This window comes from Bradyrhizobium quebecense, from assembly GCF_013373795.3.
GTDB classification, from domain to species: Bacteria; Pseudomonadota; Alphaproteobacteria; order Rhizobiales; family Xanthobacteraceae; genus Bradyrhizobium; species Bradyrhizobium quebecense.
Map to the genome: position 1 here is coordinate 1,465,902 of NZ_CP088022.1, position 16,800 is coordinate 1,482,701.

Annotated in this window: 16 protein-coding genes; 11 read left to right on the forward strand and 5 right to left on the reverse strand. The window is 64.6% G+C overall.

Features of this window, described 5'->3' with window-relative positions:
* The first annotated feature begins 34 nt into the window (after nucleotides 1-34).
* The 3 genes from mmsA to HU230_RS06810 are packed head-to-tail and all read left to right on the forward strand — an operon-like array spanning nucleotide 35 to nucleotide 3,693.
* Nucleotides 35-1,615, forward strand: coding sequence for a multiple monosaccharide ABC transporter ATP-binding protein (gene mmsA / locus HU230_RS06800; protein ID WP_176532361.1), 1,581 nt, complete (start codon nucleotides 35-37; stop codon nucleotides 1,613-1,615).
* On the forward strand, nucleotides 1,612-2,802 hold the full coding sequence (gene mmsB / locus HU230_RS06805; protein WP_176532360.1) for a multiple monosaccharide ABC transporter permease: 1,191 nt from the start codon (nucleotides 1,612-1,614) through the stop codon (nucleotides 2,800-2,802). Before mmsA ends, mmsB begins: the two co-directional genes overlap by 4 nt.
* Before the next feature lie 57 nt (nucleotides 2,803-2,859).
* Nucleotides 2,860-3,693, forward strand: a complete 834-nt coding sequence (locus HU230_RS06810; RefSeq protein ID WP_224943069.1) for an inositol monophosphatase family protein — start codon at nucleotides 2,860-2,862, stop codon at nucleotides 3,691-3,693.
* Between the two features lie 90 nt (nucleotides 3,694-3,783).
* Here HU230_RS06810 and HU230_RS06815 read toward each other — a convergent pair whose 3' ends face one another.
* Together HU230_RS06815 and HU230_RS06820 are read right to left on the reverse strand one after the other, a co-directional pair.
* Nucleotides 3,784-4,788 (reverse strand): IS30 family transposase, encoded by a 1,005-nt coding sequence (locus HU230_RS06815; protein WP_176532359.1) that lies wholly within the window; start codon nucleotides 4,786-4,788, stop codon nucleotides 3,784-3,786.
* A gap of 258 nt (nucleotides 4,789-5,046) precedes the next feature.
* Nucleotides 5,047-6,273, reverse strand: coding sequence for an ABC transporter substrate-binding protein (locus tag HU230_RS06820; RefSeq protein WP_176532358.1), 1,227 nt, complete (start codon nucleotides 6,271-6,273; stop codon nucleotides 5,047-5,049).
* A 183-nt stretch (nucleotides 6,274-6,456) separates the two neighbouring features.
* Here HU230_RS06820 and HU230_RS06825 point away from each other — a divergent pair, with 183 nt between their 5' ends.
* Together HU230_RS06825 and HU230_RS06830 are read left to right on the forward strand one after the other, a co-directional pair.
* On the forward strand, nucleotides 6,457-8,088 hold the full coding sequence (locus HU230_RS06825) for a flavin-containing monooxygenase (protein WP_176532357.1): 1,632 nt from the start codon (nucleotides 6,457-6,459) through the stop codon (nucleotides 8,086-8,088).
* 103 nt (nucleotides 8,089-8,191) lie between these two features.
* The gene (locus HU230_RS06830) at nucleotides 8,192-8,602 is read left to right on the forward strand and encodes a (R)-mandelonitrile lyase (protein ID WP_176532356.1); all 411 of its coding nucleotides are present in this window, start codon (nucleotides 8,192-8,194) and stop codon (nucleotides 8,600-8,602) included.
* Nucleotides 8,603-8,613: 11 nt separating this feature from the next.
* Here the strand turns inward: HU230_RS06830 and HU230_RS06835 are convergent, their stop codons facing one another.
* Both HU230_RS06835 and HU230_RS06840 read right to left on the reverse strand, forming a co-directional pair.
* A complete protein-coding gene (locus HU230_RS06835) occupies nucleotides 8,614-9,660 on the reverse strand; it encodes a LacI family DNA-binding transcriptional regulator (RefSeq protein ID WP_176532355.1) in 1,047 nt (348 codons plus the stop codon).
* 128 nt (nucleotides 9,661-9,788) lie between these two features.
* Nucleotides 9,789-10,715, reverse strand: coding sequence for a LysR family transcriptional regulator (locus HU230_RS06840; RefSeq protein ID WP_176532354.1), 927 nt, complete (start codon nucleotides 10,713-10,715; stop codon nucleotides 9,789-9,791).
* A gap of 113 nt (nucleotides 10,716-10,828) precedes the next feature.
* Between HU230_RS06840 and HU230_RS06845 the strand changes: the two genes are divergently transcribed.
* The 6 genes from HU230_RS06845 to HU230_RS06865 are packed head-to-tail and all read left to right on the forward strand — an operon-like array spanning nucleotide 10,829 to nucleotide 16,030.
* Nucleotides 10,829-12,085 carry a CaiB/BaiF CoA transferase family protein gene (locus HU230_RS06845; protein WP_176532353.1) on the forward strand — a complete coding sequence of 419 codons (1,257 nt, stop codon included), beginning with the start codon at nucleotides 10,829-10,831 and terminating at the stop codon, nucleotides 12,083-12,085.
* Nucleotides 12,086-12,143: 58 nt separating this feature from the next.
* Nucleotides 12,144-12,683 (forward strand): ABC transporter substrate-binding protein, encoded by a 540-nt coding sequence (locus tag HU230_RS43595; protein ID WP_176532352.1) that lies wholly within the window; start codon nucleotides 12,144-12,146, stop codon nucleotides 12,681-12,683.
* Nucleotides 12,684-12,687: 4 nt separating this feature from the next.
* Nucleotides 12,688-13,365: an ABC transporter substrate-binding protein gene (locus HU230_RS43600; protein ID WP_176532351.1), complete on the forward strand. Its 678-nt coding sequence runs from the start codon at nucleotides 12,688-12,690 to the stop codon at nucleotides 13,363-13,365.
* Between the two features lie 22 nt (nucleotides 13,366-13,387).
* The gene (locus HU230_RS06855) at nucleotides 13,388-14,005 is read left to right on the forward strand and encodes a DsbA family protein (RefSeq protein WP_176532350.1); all 618 of its coding nucleotides are present in this window, start codon (nucleotides 13,388-13,390) and stop codon (nucleotides 14,003-14,005) included.
* A gap of 17 nt (nucleotides 14,006-14,022) precedes the next feature.
* Nucleotides 14,023-14,757: a glutathione S-transferase N-terminal domain-containing protein gene (locus HU230_RS06860; protein ID WP_176532349.1), complete on the forward strand. Its 735-nt coding sequence runs from the start codon at nucleotides 14,023-14,025 to the stop codon at nucleotides 14,755-14,757.
* A 1-nt stretch (nucleotide 14,758) separates the two neighbouring features.
* Entirely contained in the window at nucleotides 14,759-16,030 is a 1,272-nt protein-coding gene (locus HU230_RS06865) for a CaiB/BaiF CoA transferase family protein (RefSeq protein ID WP_176532348.1), read from the forward strand.
* Between the two features lie 25 nt (nucleotides 16,031-16,055).
* Here HU230_RS06865 and HU230_RS06870 read toward each other — a convergent pair whose 3' ends face one another.
* Nucleotides 16,056-16,793, reverse strand: a complete 738-nt coding sequence (locus tag HU230_RS06870; RefSeq protein ID WP_176532347.1) for a CbtA family protein — start codon at nucleotides 16,791-16,793, stop codon at nucleotides 16,056-16,058.
* Nucleotides 16,794-16,800: the final 7 nt, after the last annotated feature.

Sequence of the window (16,800 nt, forward strand, 5' to 3'; positions counted from 1 at the left end):
GCCGAGGCCTAGTGACGTTGCGGGATGTGATCCGATGACGGCGATGCTTGAGATGCGTAACGTCAGCAAGAGCTTTGCCGGCGTGCAGGCACTGCGCGACGTCAATTTCACCGTGGAAGCCGGGCAGATCCATGCGCTGGTCGGCGAGAACGGTGCGGGCAAGTCGACCCTGATGAAGGTGCTGAGCGGGGTCTATCCCGCCGGCAGCTATGAAGGGTCGATCCTGTTCGATGGCGAGGAGCGCCGGTTCCGCGACATCAACGACTCCGAGGCGCTGGGGATCATCATCATCCACCAGGAGCTGGCGCTCATCCCGCTGATGTCGATCGCCGAGAACATCTTTCTGTCGCGTGCACCGTCGCGGTTCGGGGTGGTGGACCGCAACGCTGTGTACCGGCGGACGGCCGAGCTGCTGGCGCAGGTAGGCCTGCGGGAATCGCCGGACACGCTCGTTACTGATCTCGGCGTCGGCAAGCAGCAGCTGGTCGAGATCGCCAAGGCGCTGTCGAAGAAGGTGCGCCTCCTGATCCTGGACGAGCCGACCGCGAGCCTCAACGAGGCCGACAGCGCCGCGCTGCTGGACCGGCTGCTGGTATTCCGCGAGCAGGGCATCGCCTCGATCCTGATCTCGCACAAGCTCAACGAGGTCGCGCGGGTCGCCGACCGGATCACGGTGCTGCGCGACGGCCGCACCGTCGACAGCCTCGATTGCCGGACCGAGCAGGTCGACGAGGACCGGATCATCCGCAGCATGGTCAACCGCGATCTCGCGCATCGTTTCCCGGAGCGAAACGTTGCGATCGGCAATCCCGTGATGACGGTCGAGAACTGGTCGGTGTATCACCCGCTGCACACCGCCCGGCAGGTGATCAAGAACGTCGATTTCAGGGTGCGCCGTGGCGAGGTGGTCGGTATCGCCGGCCTGATGGGCGCCGGCCGCACCGAGTTCGCCATGAGCCTGTTCGGCAGGGCCTGGGGCTACAATATCTCCGGCAGGATCCGCCTTGACGGACGCGAGGCCAACCTTGCCAGCGTGCCGGCCGCGATCCATGCCGGCCTCGCCTATGTCACCGAGGATCGCAAGCAGCTCGGGTTGATCCTCGCCGACGACGTCCGCAAGAATGTGACGCTGGCGAGCCTTCGCCAGGTGTCGGATCGCGGCGTGATCGACGATGTCGTCGAGCTGAAGGCTGCGAGCGACTACCGCAACCGGATGCGGATCCGATGCTCCGACGTCTATCAGGAAGCCGGACAGCTCTCGGGCGGCAACCAGCAAAAGGTGGTGCTGTCGAAATGGCTGATGACCAATCCGCAGGTGCTGCTGCTGGACGAGCCGACTCGCGGCATCGACGTCGGGGCAAAATACGAGATCTATTGTATCATCAACGAGCTCGCGGAGGCCGGCAAAGGCGTCGTGGTGATCTCGTCGGAAATGCCGGAACTGCTCGGCATCTGCGACCGGATCTGTGTGATGAACGACGGCGCCTTCGTCGGCGAGTTCGCGAAGGGCAACGCGACGCAGGAGAAGATCATGCGCGCCATCATGCGCAATGTCAGGATGTCCGGGAACGGCGCCCACGACAGCGGGGTACGGGCGGGAGGCGGAGCACAATGACCGACAAGACGGTGTCACTTCCCGAGACTCCCAAGCATTCCGGCTTCATCAAGAACAATCTGCGCAACTACGGCATGCTGCTGTCGCTGCTCGCGATCATGCTGTTTTTCGAGATCGTGACCGACGGCACGCTGTTGCAGCCGGTCAATCTCACCAATCTCGTGCTGCAGAACAGCTACATCGTGATCATGGCGCTCGGCATGCTGCTGGTGATCGTCACCGGGCATATCGACCTTTCGGTCGGCTCGGTTGCGGGATTCGTCGGCGCGGTCGCAGCGGTGCTGATGGTGACCTATCATGTCGACTACCCGATCGCCTTCATCGTCTGTCTCTTGATCGGTGCCGCGATCGGCGCGGCGCAGGGCTACTGGGTCGCCTATTTCAAGATTCCGTCCTTCATCGTGACGCTGGCGGGCATGCTGGTGTTCAAGGGCCTTGCGCTCGCGGTGCTGCAGGGCCGGTCGGTCGGGCCTTTTCCGCCGACCTTCCAGAAGCTGTCGTCGGGCTTCATCCCCGAGCTGTTTCCGAGCGCCGGCACGCTCTATCCGACCTCGCTTCTGATCGGCGTCGTGCTGGCGTTCGCGCTGGTGCTCGCGAGCGCCAAGAGCCGGGCGCGCGAGCAGTCGCATGGCATCGAGGTCGAGCCCTATGCGTTCTTCATCGCCAAGAGCATCGCGCTGGCGGGCGCGGTGCTCTACTTCACCTATCTGATCGCCTCGCATCGCGGCCTGCCGAACGTGCTCGTCATCATGACGGTGCTGATCGCGCTGTACGGTTTCGTCACGCGGCGGACCGTGATCGGCCGCCAGATCTATGCGGTTGGCGGCAACGCCAAGGCCGCGAAACTGTCGGGCGTCAAGACTGAACGGCTGACCTTCTTCACCTTCGTCAACATGGGCGTGCTCGCGGCGCTCGCCGGGCTGGTGTTTGCTGCCCGGCTCAACACCGCGACGCCGAAAGCGGGCCTCGGCTTCGAGCTCGACGTGATCGCCGCCTGCTTCATCGGCGGCGCCTCGGCCTATGGCGGCGTCGGCCGGGTCGGCGGCGCGGTGGTCGGTGCCATGATCATGGGCGTGATGAACAACGGTATGTCGATCCTCGGCATCGGCATCGATTATCAGCAAGTGATCAAGGGCCTCGTCCTGCTGGGCGCCGTCTGCATCGATGTCTACAACCAGCGCCGTTGATTGCCGCGCAGTCATGATCCTGCGATAGGATGCCGGCGCAACGCAGGAGAATGCCGCGTGAAACTGTCCCATGCCGATGCGCAAAATATCGGAAACATCCTCGCCGAGGTCGGCCGCACCGAGATCATGCCGCGGTTCCGCCGCGTGCGGGAGATCGAGGTCCGTACCAAGACATCGGCGTTTGACGTGGTGACCGAAGCCGATGAACTCGCCGAGCAGGCGATCTCGGCGGCGCTGCTCCGGGCATTTCCGAATGCGGTCGTGATCGGCGAGGAAGGCACGGCACGCGATCCGGCCACGCTCGATCAGGTCGGAACCGCTGAGCTTGCCTTCATCATCGATCCGATCGACGGCACGCGGAACTTCACCTCGAGCCTGCCGCTGTTCGGCACCATGGTGGCCGCCACGATGCGCGGCGAGATCGTGTTCGGCGCGATCCATGATCCCGTCAGCAACGACACCGCGTTCGCGCTGCGTGGCGAGGGTGCGTGGCTCGAAATGCCGGACGGCAGGCGGCATGATTTGAGGGTGGCCCCGGCGGTGCCGGTCAAGCAAATGGAAGCGGTGATCGGCGTCAACTTCCTGCCTGAGCCGCTGCGGGCAATTGTCGCCGGCAATCTGTCCAGGCTTGGCGTCAGCGCCTGGCTTCGATGCGCCGCGCACGAGTACCGCATGGCGGCGTCGGGCCATTGCCATCTCTTGTTCTACAACAAGCTGATGCCGTGGGATCATGCCGCGGGCTGGCTGTTGCATCGCGAGGCCGGCGGCTACAGCGCACATTTCGACGGATCGCCCTACAAGCCGGTCAATCTGACCGGCGGCTTGCTCTGCGCGCCCGACGAAGCGAGCTGGCATGCGGCACAGCGGGCGATCCTGACGCCGGCCGGGTAGGGTGAGGTGATGTGCATTCGGAATAGAGTTTGGAGCTCAACTGTCAAGCAACACGCTCGGTGTCGTCCCTGCGAAAGCCGGGAGATGGAGTCACGTTTGAAGTGCAACGATTGATTTGAGTTTGGAGAATGCCTCGGCGGGGGTCTTGAAGTCCAGGCATTTGCGTGGGGTATCGTTGAGGCGCTGAGCGAGGCGCCTGAGGGCGGCTGCCGTGATGAACCTGAGGTCAGTTTTGCGTGGCAGAGAGCGTCGTAAGCGCCCGATGGAGTTTTCCACGCCGCCTTTTTGCCAGGGACTATGGGGATCGCAGAAGAAGGTTTGGACGCCGAGGGCGTTGTGAAGCCTGTGATGCTCGGCGAACTCGGTTCCGTTGTCGAAGCTGATGGTTTTACGGATCGCCTGTGGAAGCTTGCCGAGTTGACGGGCGATGGTCCGAGCGGTGAGGACAGCTTTCCGATCGCGTGGGTGCAGCACGATGCTGAAGCGAGTTTGTCGCTCGTGGAGAACCAGCAATCCTTGGCCATATCGCGCGAACAGCATGAAGTCGGCTTCCCAATGACCCGGCGTCCCGCGGCCTTCGACCTCGGAGGGTCGTTCATCGATCGAGCGCCGTTGTTTAATGAAGCTGGCAGGGCTGCCGCCTGGGCGTCGCCGGCGCCCTCGCCTGAGTTTATGGCGCGGCAGCAGGCGGTGCCAGTAATCCTTCTGGGCCGTACGATGATAGATGAAACGATAGATTGACTCGTGGCTGATCATGACGCGACCATGTTCTCGCGCCAGTCGACCAGCGATCTGCTCCGGCGAATGTCCCATCGCAAGGCTTTTGCCGACGCAGTCCCGCAGGGCCGGCTGGCGCGCCAGCTTGAAGCGGCCATCCTGCCGTCGCCGACGTTCGGCTAATTGTTGAGCCCGGACAGGTTCGTAACCGCCCTTCCAGACCTTGGTAGGCCGCGAGTTGCGCTTCAGCTCCCGACTTATCGTCGACGTCGCGCGGTCAAGCGCAGACGCAATATCGTTTTGAGATTTACCGCCTGCATGCAGGCGGTAAATCTCAACGCGCTCTTCAAGGCTGAGCTGGCCATAACATTGTCCCATCGCCACAACACCCTAGCAGGTGTTGCACTTGTGTCGTGAACCCAAGGGACCCATACTCCGCGGCGGGTGTTGTGATTGCGGCTCGTCGTTCCGGCGTCGCGCAATAACGACCGTTTGTGGTTATGGGTCCCTGCTTTCGCAGGGACGACGTCGAACATGCTGCACGCCCGTGAGTCAAACACCCGCGTCGTCGCGACGCAAATTGCCTCAACTTTGCGTCTCGTCCCATCCTCTCATTGAACAGAGTGCGCAGGCGCACTATTCGCTGCCGACCTCGCCGGTGATGATGTTGCCGAACAGCTTCCAGCTCTCGCCTTCGAACCGCATCAGCTGCGACTGTTCGATCGGACGGAAGTCAGTCGCGCTGGTGTTGATCCTGATCCCGGGCAGGATCATCTTCGGCGCAAAGTCCTTCAGGCCGGCAGCCTGCTTCATCACGTTCTCGCGTGTGAGATCATCTCCGCACTGCCTCAGCACCTGCGCGAGCGTTTGCGCGGCGGCGTAGCCATAGACGTGATTGCCGTTGGTCTTGTCGCCGTCGGGCATGTACTTGTCCATGAACGCCCGCCATTCCCTGGTTTCGGCATCGTCATTCCAGATCGTGTCGGTCGGATCCTTGAGGTAGGCGACCGAGATAATGCCCTGCGAATGCTCGATGCCGGCGGCGCGCATCACCGAGGCGACCGACGTCGCGGTGGAGGTCAGGAAGAAGGTCGGCTTCCAGCCGAGTTCGGCGACCTTCTTGATCGTCTGCGCCGCGCCCTTCGGCGCCGCCCAGGTGAACAGGATGTCGGCGCCGGAGGCGCGCAGCGCCACGATCTGCGAATCCAGCGTCGGATCGGTCAGCTCGTAGGACTTGTCGGCGACGATCATGCTGGCTGCCTTGTCACCAAGGCCGTCGCGCAGCCCCTTGAGCGCATCCTTGCCGGCATCGTCGTTCTGCCAGAGCACCGCGATCTTGCCGTTCGGGAATTTGTCGAGGATGTATCTGGCGTAGATCCGCCCCTCGCTCTGGTAGTTCGGCTGCCAGCCCATCGTCCAGGGAAAGCCCTGGGGATCACCGAAGCGCGTCGCACCCGATGCGACGAAGAGGTGAGGGACCTTCTTGCCGTTGAGATATTTCTGGATCGCGACATTGGGCGCGGTGCCGAGCGGCTGGAACACCAGCAGCACCTCATCGCCCTCGACCAGCTTGCGTGCCTGCTCGACCGATTTCGGCGGCGAGAAGCCGTCGTCGTAGCTGACGAAGTTGACCTTGCGTCCGTTGATGCCGCCCTGGTCGTTGATCATCCTGAAATAGGCCGCCTCGGTCCGGCCGATCGCGCCGTAGGCCGAAGCGGGGCCGCTATAGGGCATGATGTTGCCGACCTTGATCTCGGTATCCGAGACCCCTGGGCCGTAGTTCTTCTGCGCGAGCGCCGGCGACAGCGCGCCGATTGTTACCGCGGCCGCCAGGCACGCGCGAAGACAAAATCCGTCCAACATCCCTCACTCACTCCCTGATTGTCCGCTGATCGCCTTGTGACGTGCGCGCGGGGCCCCTTGCCGAGGGCCGGCGCGTTGACGTCCGGCGACAATTATCGTATGCGCTTCCGGTCTGGAAACGTTTCCAGACTAGCGCGCGTTGCCACCGATGGCAATATTCCTGCGGCCTGAGAGATGTGACAAATGAGCAGACTGGAGCAGACGAGCCCGGACCATGGCGCGAGGCCGCCGCTGGTCGCCGAATGCGATGCCGTCGTGGTCGGTGCCGGCTTCGGCGGGCTCTATGCGATCTATCGGTTGCGCGAGCTCGGGCTGAAGGTGATCGGCATCGAGGCGGCGTCCGACGTCGGCGGCACCTGGTACTGGAATCGCTATCCCGGCGCGCGCTGCGACATACCGAGCCTGTTCTATTCCTACAGCTGGTCGGAGGAGCTGCGGCAGGAATGGCGCTGGAGCGAGAAATATGCCGCCCAGCCGGAGATCCTGCGCTACGCGCAGCGCGTCGCCGACCGCTTCGATCTGCGCTCCCTGATCCGGTTCGACACCCGTGTGACCGGCGCCGACTGGGACGAAGAAGGCGAGAGCTGGACGTTGCGCACCGATCGCGGCGATTGCATCGTCGCATCGACTTGCGTGATGGCGACCGGCAATCTCTCGGTCCCCAACAAGCCTAAGCTCGCGGGCCTCGCGCGTTTTCGTGGGCCGGTCTATCACACCGGGCAGTGGCCGCATCAGGAGATCGACTTTTCCGGCTTGCGCGTTGCCGTGATCGGCACCGGCTCGTCGGGTGTGCAGACGATCCCGATGGTCGCCAAGGCGGCGAGCCGCCTGACCGTATTCCAGCGCACGCCGAACTACTCGGTGCCGGCACGCAATGCGCCGCTGTCCGAGGCCGACATCGCTGCCGCCGAGCCCGTGATCGCGAAATATCGCGAGAGCCTCGAGACGCCGGAGTTCGGGCGGGTGCCCGCGAATGCCTTCGACGCGCCGGTGCCCGGGCGGGACGTGCAATGGGCGCGCTATGAGCAGCTGTGGGAGCAGGGCGGCGGCGGCATCCTGACCGCGTTCCCGAACATCCTGACCGACGAGGCCGTCAACGACGTCGCCTGCGACTTCGTGCGCGACAAGATCCGCGGCATCGTGCACGACAGGGCGACGGCGGAGGCACTGTCACCGAAGGATTATCCGCTCGGCGTCAAGCGCATCTGTATCGATACCGGTTATTTCGCGACCTACAATCTGCCGCATGTCGAGCTGGTCGATCTGCGCGCGGAGCCGCTGACGACAGTCATCGAGACCGGCGTCGAGACCGCGACGCGGTCCTTTACGCTCGATGCACTGGTGCTGGCGACGGGCTATGACGCGATGACCGGGGCGCTCGCCGCGATGCAGATCCGCGGGCGGGATGGCGCGACCCTGAACGAGGCCTGGGCCGACGGGCCCAGCGCCCATCTCGGCCTGATGGTGTCGGGCTTTCCGAACCTGTTTGTCGTGACCGGGCCGGGCAGCCCGTCGGTGATCGGCAACGTGATCCATGCCTGCGAGAACCATGTCGAGTGGATCACGGCCTGTCTCGACAACATGCGCGCCAAGGGATTGACGCGGATCGAGCCGGAACGCGACGCCGAGCGGGCCTGGATGGCGCATGTCGCCGACGCCGCCAGCCGCACGCTCTATCCGAAGGCGAATTCCTGGTACCAGGGCGCCAACATCGCGGGCAAGCCGCGGGTGTTCATGCCCTATGTCGGTCAGGGCTACCGCCACCGCATCGCGCAGATCGCGCAGCGCGGTTATGAGGGGTTCGTGCTGCGCTGAGAGTAGCACGACCGCGGTCTCGCTCCGTCATTGAGAGGGGCGATAGCCGGCGATGACGAGATGCTGGAACCGTTTCCAGCCTGGATAGACGGGAGGATTGCGAATGGACATCAAGCGCGCAGGATCGATCGCAAGCCGGCGCGGCAGCGCCGATTGGTTCAGCGGCACGGTATGGGCTGACGGGATCGTCAATGCACCCGCGCCCGCGCGTGTGCAGGCCGCGCGCGTCACCTTCGAGCCGGGTGCGCGCACGGCGTGGCACACCCATCCGCTCGGCCAGACGCTCTGCGTCACGGCCGGCGCCGGATATGTGCAGAGCTGGGATGGCCCGATCCGCGTGATCCGTCCGGGTGACGTGGTATGGATTCCGCCGGGCGAGAAGCATTGGCACGGCGCGGCGCCAACCACGGGCATGAGCCATATCGCGATCCACGAAGCGCTCGACGGCGACTACGCGACCTGGATGGAGCACGTCTCCGACGCGCAATACGCAGCGGCGCCGCTGGCCGATTGATCGGCGCGGCGCTACTTCCGCCCCCGCGCGGGCGTTGCCGGTGCGGCGCAGGAATGGCGCAGGATGAGGCGCGTCGGCAGGAACACCGGGGCGCTGCTGCCGGCTTTGTCGGGCTCGCGGATCCGTTCCAGCAACAGCCGCGCGGCGGTGCGGCCGACCTCGTTCATGTCCCAGCTCAGGGCTGAGATCGCGGGCGTCGCATGGCGGGCGAGGTCGGTGTCGCCGCTGCACACGATCGATACGTCCTGCGGATATCGCAGGCCGTTGCTGGTGATCGCCTCCAGCACTTCGGCCAGCATGCTGGTGCCGAGCGAGATGATCGCGGTCGGCGGCTTTGTCATTTGCAGCAGCTGGCACACCGAGCTGAAGGCGGTGTTGGCGCCCTGCATGTGCGGGCGGATCAGGGTCGGGTCGACCTCGATCTTCGCTTCCTGATGCGCCTGCCGGTAGCCCGCAAGCCGTTCCGAGCTCGGCAGCACCGCAGCACTTCCGGTCAGCAACGCGATGCGGCGATGGCCGAGGCCGATCAGATAGCGCGTTGCCTCCAGCGCCCCGCCGCGGTGATCGACGCGAACCATGACGCTATCGGGTACCTCGCGGTCGACGGTGACGCAGGGCAGGTCGAGCGTCGCTAGCCCCTTCATGAAATCCTTGTGGGAATTGTCGCCGGCGAACAGCAGCAATCCATCCATCTGGCGGCGCCGCACCGCCGACAGGAACGCTGCCTCGCGCGCCTCCTCATGCTTGGTCGCCGCCAGCATCAAGAGGAAGCCGGCGCGCTGGAATTCCTCCTCCGCCGCGCTCACCATGCCGGTGTAGTGCGGATTGGAGAAATCGGCCACCATGCAGCCGATGGTGTTGGAGGCCCGCGAGCGCAGCGCCTGCGCCGCCTGGTCGGGCTCGAACCCGAGACGCTTCACCGCGCGCATGATGCGCGCATGCAGCTCGGCGCTGGTATAGATGCCGCCGTTGAGCGTGCGGCTGACGCTTGAGACGGAGACGCCGGCCTCGGCCGCGACGTCACGAATCGTCGGTCGTGTCCGTCGCGTCTTGGTCATCGGTGGTCGGGCCCTGTCGGTTCGGCATTTTCGCCGCCATGCGCGCCGGTTGCGGCGTGCAGCAGACGGCGTCCCCGAACCTAATCAGGCTCTGCTGCGAATCTCAAATGATTCTTGTGAGTCTTGGGCTATCGCCGTGACGCGTTCAGGAACAGTGGCCGGAAGATATCCAGAAATCCGGTCGCGGCCGGCGTCAGCGGGCGGTTCTTCAGCCGCAGGATCCCGATCTTGCGAACCAGCGGCGGCGACACCAGCCGCTTGACGATCACGCCGCGCGGGGCGCGCGGCGGCACGGCCGAGGCGGGAACGATCGAGATGCCGACATTGGCTGCGACGAAGTCGTAGAGCGTGCCGAACTGCTCGACGATGGTGCTGTGATTGAGCACGATGCCGCTTGCGGTCGCGACGCTGTCGATCTGCTTCCGCAGGCCCGAGCCGGTCGGGAGCGAGACGAAGGCTTCGTTGCGCAGTTCGCGGAGGCTCAGCGTGCTGTTGTTTCGCAGCGGATGGCGCGACGGTAGGATCGCGAAGCAGGACTCCTGCACCGCGTCGTCGCTGACGACTTCCTGGCCGAGCGCGGTGACGTTGCCGACGCCGAAGTCGGCGAGGCCGCTGCGCACATCTTCATAGACCTCGCTGCCGAGGCCCTCGCGCAGGTGGATTTCGACGCCGGGATGCGCCTTCCTGTATTTCAGCACGGCCTCCGGCACGACGTGGTGCGTGAGTGACAACAGGCAGGAGATGATCAGGCGTCCCTTGATCTGTTCGCCGAGCGCGCGGGCGTTGTCGACCTGGGCGCCGAGATCGGCAAGCAGGCGCTGCGTCGATGCCGTGAATTCGCGGCCCGGCGCGGTCAGGATGACGTTGCGCGTCGATCTAAGGAACAGCGAGACGCCGAGCTGCCGTTCGAGCTGCAGCACGAGACGGCTCACCGCCGACTGCGTCATGCCGAGGTCGGCGGCGGCCGCGGTGAAGCTGCCATACACCGCGACCGAGTTGGCGGCACGAAGATGTTTGAGGCTGACCTCGAACCGGCGTGGGCGTCGCTCGCGCATCATTCATTCCATTTTCGCATCAATAATCCGGATCGGAAAATATTTGACCTATATGCCCGCCGCGTCAACGATGAAGACAGCGACAGGGCAGCAAGCGGGAAGGGAAATTGCGGATGACGACGAGCCCGACGATGACGAGGCATGGCGCGCTGCACGGTGTCCGCGTACTCGATCTCACGCGATTCTATTCAGGCCCGTTCGCGACCTTGATGTTGGCCGGCTTCGGCGCCGAGGTCATCCGCATCGACACCCCGGAGCAGGGCGATCCCACCATGACCGGGCCGCCATTCCTCGGCAAGGACGGCGTCTCGCTCGACCGCAGGCACGATAGCGATCTCGGCCTCGCCTATCTGAAACGCTGCCGGGACAAGAAGTCGATCACGCTGAACATGCGCACGGCGGAGGGCATGGAGCTGTTCCATGCGCTGCTGCGCAAGTCGGACATCCTGGTCGAGAATCTGCGTCCTGGCGCTGCCGAGCGGCTCGGGATCGACTATGAGGCAAACCGCCAGGTCAACTCCGCGATCGTGCATTGTGCGTTGACCGGCTACGGCTCGACCGGCGCCGACCGGCGTCTCAAGGCGTACGATTTGATGATCCAGGCAGCATCCGGCCTGATGTCGATCACCGGTGCGCCAGATGGCAGCCCAAGCAAGGCCGGCACCGCGCTCGCGGACGGCATCACGGGCGCCTTTGCCGTCTCCGGCATCCTCGCCGCGCTGACCGAGCAGCGCATGTCGGGACAAGGCCAGTTCGTCGATGTCGCGATGGCCGACTGCCTGCTGTCGCTGGTGCTCGACGAGCCCTTGGATTGCTATCCGCAGATGGGGATGGCGCCAAGGCAGGGCAATCGCATCATGCGGTTCTCGCCGTTCAACACCTATGCCACGCGCGATGGTGCGATCGCGCTCGGCGCCGCCACGAATGAGGACTGGCTGGCGCTATTGGGTGTAATGGACCGGCTCGACCTCGCCGCGGATGCGAAGTTCATGAACACCGGCTGGCGCGTCGCCAACAACACGATCGTCGATGCGATCGTCAGCGAATGGACGCTGGGCCGCACCACGCTCGAGGCGATCGAGGCGCTCAATCGCGGCGATGTCGCCGCGAGCCCGATCCGCGACATCGACGCCATCCTCGCCTGGGAGCATCTCGGTGCGCGCGACATGCTGCAGCCGGTCGCGCATCCGACCGAGCCGCTGGAGCAGCACGTCATCGGCGCCGGGTTCCCGATCAAGATGGGACGGACGCACAAGGGATACACCGCGCCGGCGCCGACGCTCGGGCAGAACAATCATGAGATCTATGGCGGGCTGCTCGGCCTCTCCGGGCAGCGGATCGACGATCTGACGTCCAGGCGGATCATCTGAAAGCAAGAAGGCCGGCACATGCATGCCGTCCCAAGCGGGAGCGTCGAGGATAGTCATGGTGAAGAAACCAACAACCACAGCTGCAGCGATCGCGTTGCTGGTCGGCGGCGCGATGCTGACATCGGTCCGGGCGGAGGATGTGCAGCCGGTCAGGATCGGCGTGCTCACCGACATGTCGGGGATGTACCGCGATATCATGGGGCCGGGCTCGGTGCTCGCTGCCAGGATGGCGGTCGAGGACTTCGGCGGCAAGGTGCTGGATCGTCCGATCGAGGTCATCTCCGGCGATCACCAAGCGAAAGCCGATGTCGGCGCGGCGATCGCCCGCAACTGGTTCGACAATGGCGGTGCAGACGTCGTCGTCGACGTCGCGCAATCCGCCGTCGCGCTCGCGGTGCAGGAACTGGCGCGGACGCGCAACAAGATCGTCATCCACGGCGTCACTGGCAGCCCGGCAATCACGCAGCAAGCCTGCGCAGCGACCGCTTTCTCGTGGTCGCTCAACGCCTACGCCATCTCGGCGCCGCTGCCGAAGCCGCTGATCGAGCGCGGGCTCGACAGCTTCTTCTTCCTGTCGGGCCGACTACTCCTTCGGTAAGGCGATGGAGGACGCTGCGGCGGGTGCGATCAAGGCGGCCGGGGGCAAGGTGCTGGGCTCGGTGCGCTTCCCGCAGAACAATCCCGACTTCAGCTCCTTCCTGCTGCAGGCGGTGGCGTCGAAAGCCAAGGTGATCTGGCTGATCTCGGCGGCGGAGGACACCACCAACGCTGTGAAGCAGGCCAAGGAGTTCGGCATCGCCGAGGGCGGACAGCACATCGTGGTGCCACTGACCTACATCACCAATGTGCACGCGCTCGGCATTGCCAATGTGCAGGGGCTGACCTTTGCGACGCCGTTCTACTGGGACCGCACCGACAAGACGCGCGCGTGGTCGGAGCGCTTCTTCGGGCAGCACCACGCAATGCCGACCATGGACCAGGCCGCGGTCTACTCGGGAACGCTGCATTATCTGCAGGCCGTCGCGGCCGCCAGGACCCTGGACGGCCCGAAGGTCGCCGACGAGATCCGGAAGCTGCCGGTCAACGACATGTATGTCGAGAACGGTTTTGTGCGCACCGACGGCTGGCTGATGCATCCGTTCTACATGGCGAGCATCAAGGCCCCCGGCGAGGTCAGGAAGCCCTGGGACTACTACACCATCGAGAAGGTCATTCCGGCATCCGAGGCGGCGCAGCCGTTGTCGGAGAGCCAGTGCCCGCTCGTCGCTCAATCGCAATGACATCGACATGGAAGGAGAGACAATGTCCCGCGAAGTTCTCAAGATGTATTCCGACTACAAGAGCCCCTATGCCTGGCTGGCATTCGATCCGGTGTTCGAACTGGAAAAGAAATTCGACATCAAGGTGCATTGGCGGCCGTTCCAGCTCCGGATCAAGGGCTCCGGCCAGCGCAGCATCTATTCGGAATACAAGGTCAAGTATTCCTACATGGATGCACGGCGGTCCGCGAACGAGCGCGGCGACAAGAAGATCATCCGCGGGCCGCTGAAGATCTTCGACACCGCACCGGCGCTGATCGGCGGGCTGTTCGCGGAGAAGCAGGGACGTCTGATCGAATACAGCCGTCTGGTCTACGAGCTGTTCTTCCGCCGCGAGCTCGCGGTCGACGAGGTCGATGCCGTGGAGCGCTTCATCGAATCGCTCGGGATGTCCGGCGCCGAATTCCGCAGCTATTTCGAAGGCGACGGCCGGCGCGAATATGAGGAAGCGCAGCAGGAGAGCCAGGGCGACCATATCTTCGGCGTGCCGATCTGCGTGTTTCGCGGCGAGCAGTTCTGGGGCAACGACCGGGTGCCGATGCTCGAGCGGCGGCTGCAGGAGGCCGGACTGCCGCGGTCGCGCGAAAAGCAGCTGGCCTGAGCTGTGCCGGAGCTCCGATGATCGATCTTCATTTCGCGCCGACGCCGAATGGCTGGAAGGTCTCGATCATGCTCGAGGAATGCGGGCTGCCGTATACGGTCGTGCCGGTCAACATCACGCGCGGCGACCAGTTCAAGCCCGAATTCCGCAAGCTCAATCCCAATGGGCGGATCCCTGTCATCGTCGACAGGGATCCGCCCGGCGGAGGCGGGCCGCTGACCATCTTCGAGTCGGGGGCGATCCTGCTTTACCTCGCGGAGAAGACCGGCAGGTTCGTCCCGCGTGATCTCCATGGCCGCATCCGCGTGCAGCAATGGCTGATGTGGCAGATGAGCGCGCTCGGACCGATGCTGGGCCAGAACGGGCACTTCTCGGTCTATGCGTCCGACAAAATTCCCTATGCGGTCGAGCGCTACGGCAACGAGGCGCGCCGTCTCTACGGCGTGCTGAACGATCGGCTCAGTGAGAGCGGCTATGTCGCCGCCGACAACTATTCGATTGCCGACATCGCCTGTTTTCCCTGGGTGATGACCCACAAGGCGCAACGCTTCACGCTCGACGACTTTCCGCACGTCCGGCGCTGGTTCGCCGAACTGCGCGCGCGGCCGCTGCTTCAGAAGGGACTCGCGGTCGGCCGGCGCGCGGTGCGCAAGACGCTCGACGCGCAGGCCCGCAGCAATCTGTTTGGAACGAGGCCGGTGAGCGGAAACGCGCCCGCCGAAACTCTTCAGTCACAACAACTGGACAATTGAGATGACACTGCCTCCGAAAATGCTGACCGGTTATCGCGTGCTCGATATCACCCAGTTCGTTGCAGGCCCGACCTGCACGCGTCTGCTGGCCGAGGCCGGCGCCGACGTGATCAAGATCGAGCTCGCGCCGTTCGGCGACCGATCGCGCTTCCAGGGCCTGAAGCCGCGCGATCCCGCGCACAAGAACACGTCGCAGAGCACGTATTTCTTCCAGCAGAACCATTCGAAGCGCAGCCTCGCGCTCGACTTCAAGCATGAGAAGAGCCGCCAGATCCTGACCCGGCTCGCCGCCAATGCCGACGTTCTGGTGGAGAACTTTACGCCCGGTGTGATGGAGCGCGCCGGACTTGGTTATGAGACGCTCAGGAAAATCAATCCGCGGCTGATCATGTGCTCGATCTCGTTCGCCGGACAGACCGGTCCGCTGAGCGACAAACCCGGCTTCGACTATATCGCCCAGGCCTTCGCCGGCATCACCGGCGTGATCGGCGATCCCGATGGGAAGCCGGCGCAAGTGCCGGTGGCGATCGGAGACGCCTCGACCGGTGTTGCGGCGGCGATGGCAGTCGGCTTTGCGCTGCTTCACCGCGAGCGGACCGGAGAGGGCCAGTTCATTGAATCGACGCTGCTCGACACCTATTTTCACATGCACGAGGCAAATGTGCCGAAGGTCTCGCTGCGCGGAGATAGCTTCGTGCCGCAGCGGGAGGGCTCGCTGCACCCGAATGGCGGTCCCGTCGGGGTGTTCGATTGCGGCCGGGGTGAATTTCTCGTGATCTGCGCGCTGGCGCATCAATGGCCGCAAATGGTTCGTGCGCTGGGGCGGCCGGAGCTCGAGAAGGATCCGCGGTTCGAGTCCGCACGCGCCCGGGCCGACAACAGGGTGCTGGTGGGGGAGATCGTCGAAGCCTGGCTCAAGACTTTTCCGTCACGCGATGCGGCGATCGCGGCGCTGGAGCAGGAACGAATCCCCTGTGCGCCGGTGCTAACGCTGAATGACGCCATGGCCCAGCCGCATCTGATCGAGCGCGGCACGGTCCGCCATGTCAGCGATCCCCGGATCGGCCAATTTGCGATTCCGGGCGCGCCGATGCGCTTCTCGGAATGGCCGCAGCGCACCGAGCTGAGGGCCGACTTGCTCGGCGAACATAATGAGGAGATCCTGGGCGAACTCGGGCTGTCCGCGCAGGAGATCGACCAGCTCTATGCGGAGAAGGTGCTGGTGCAGGACAGGGAGCTGCGGGCCGGGAAGCCGCTCAGGCAGGCGAGCTGAGCGGCCACGATATCAGGCAGTGGCGTTACGCCGATGCGGGCCGGTCGAAATAGGCGAACGCGGCGCTGGTCAGGCCACCGAGCAAGGACCAGAACACCAGGCTGGTCAGCGTGACCGCGACCACGAACTGATGCGACAATGACGAGGGCACATTGGTCTCGACATGCTCCAGCTCGGGCGCGCCGATCAAATGCGGCAGCATGATCAGGACAACGCCGGCGATGGCGGCCGGCATCGAGCGCCGGAAAACGATCAGCCCGAGGCCGGCGGATGTCGCCAGCACCGCCGTCACCCACCAGATCTGACGTGACATCAGTGGTGCGGCGGGGACCCCCGGCAGTTCAGGCGGCAGCCCAAGGCCCGGCGCAATCGTGAAAACGGTAAAGCCAGCGAGGCCCCACATCAGGCCTTCGTGCCACGAGATCGGCTCGCCGGTCGCGCCGCTGCGCACCGAAAAGAAGCCGCAAAGCAGCAGCGCAAAGCCGATCGCGGTCAGGATGTTCGCTCCCGCGGTATAGAGATTGCGCTCCAGACCGTCGCGCGGCTCCCACGCCTCGGTGCCATGATCATGATCCGCATGATCGTGGACGAGGATGGCCTGCGGTGGCGCGGCGGCTTCGTGCTTGTGCTCGGCCGCCTTCTCATAGACCTCGGCCTTGAGGATCAGCGGGACGGTGCCGAACTGCTGGACCGCTGTGACGATCAGGCCAACGATGAATCCGGCAATGACCGAGGAGAAGACGATCGAGCGAAACGTGCTCATGCCGACG

Coding starts and splice junctions, on each gene's coding strand:
- mmsA (WP_176532361.1), top strand. CDS start 35: ATGACGGCGATGCTTGAGATGCGTAACGTCAGCAAGAGCTTTGCCGGC.
- mmsB (WP_176532360.1), top strand. CDS start 1,612: ATGACCGACAAGACGGTGTCACTTCCCGAGACTCCCAAGCATTCCGGC.
- HU230_RS06815 (WP_176532359.1), bottom strand. CDS start 4,788: ATGGGACAATGTTATGGCCAGCTCAGCCTTGAAGAGCGCGTTGAGATT.
- HU230_RS06820 (WP_176532358.1), bottom strand. CDS start 6,273: ATGTTGGACGGATTTTGTCTTCGCGCGTGCCTGGCGGCCGCGGTAACA.
- HU230_RS06825 (WP_176532357.1), top strand. CDS start 6,457: ATGAGCAGACTGGAGCAGACGAGCCCGGACCATGGCGCGAGGCCGCCG.
- HU230_RS06830 (WP_176532356.1), top strand. CDS start 8,192: ATGGACATCAAGCGCGCAGGATCGATCGCAAGCCGGCGCGGCAGCGCC.
- HU230_RS06835 (WP_176532355.1), bottom strand. CDS start 9,660: ATGACCAAGACGCGACGGACACGACCGACGATTCGTGACGTCGCGGCC.
- HU230_RS06840 (WP_176532354.1), bottom strand. CDS start 10,715: ATGCGCGAGCGACGCCCACGCCGGTTCGAGGTCAGCCTCAAACATCTT.
- HU230_RS06845 (WP_176532353.1), top strand. CDS start 10,829: ATGACGACGAGCCCGACGATGACGAGGCATGGCGCGCTGCACGGTGTC.
- HU230_RS43600 (WP_176532351.1), top strand. CDS start 12,688: ATGGAGGACGCTGCGGCGGGTGCGATCAAGGCGGCCGGGGGCAAGGTG.
- HU230_RS06855 (WP_176532350.1), top strand. CDS start 13,388: ATGTCCCGCGAAGTTCTCAAGATGTATTCCGACTACAAGAGCCCCTAT.
- HU230_RS06860 (WP_176532349.1), top strand. CDS start 14,023: ATGATCGATCTTCATTTCGCGCCGACGCCGAATGGCTGGAAGGTCTCG.
- HU230_RS06865 (WP_176532348.1), top strand. CDS start 14,759: ATGACACTGCCTCCGAAAATGCTGACCGGTTATCGCGTGCTCGATATC.
- HU230_RS06870 (WP_176532347.1), bottom strand. CDS start 16,793: ATGAGCACGTTTCGCTCGATCGTCTTCTCCTCGGTCATTGCCGGATTC.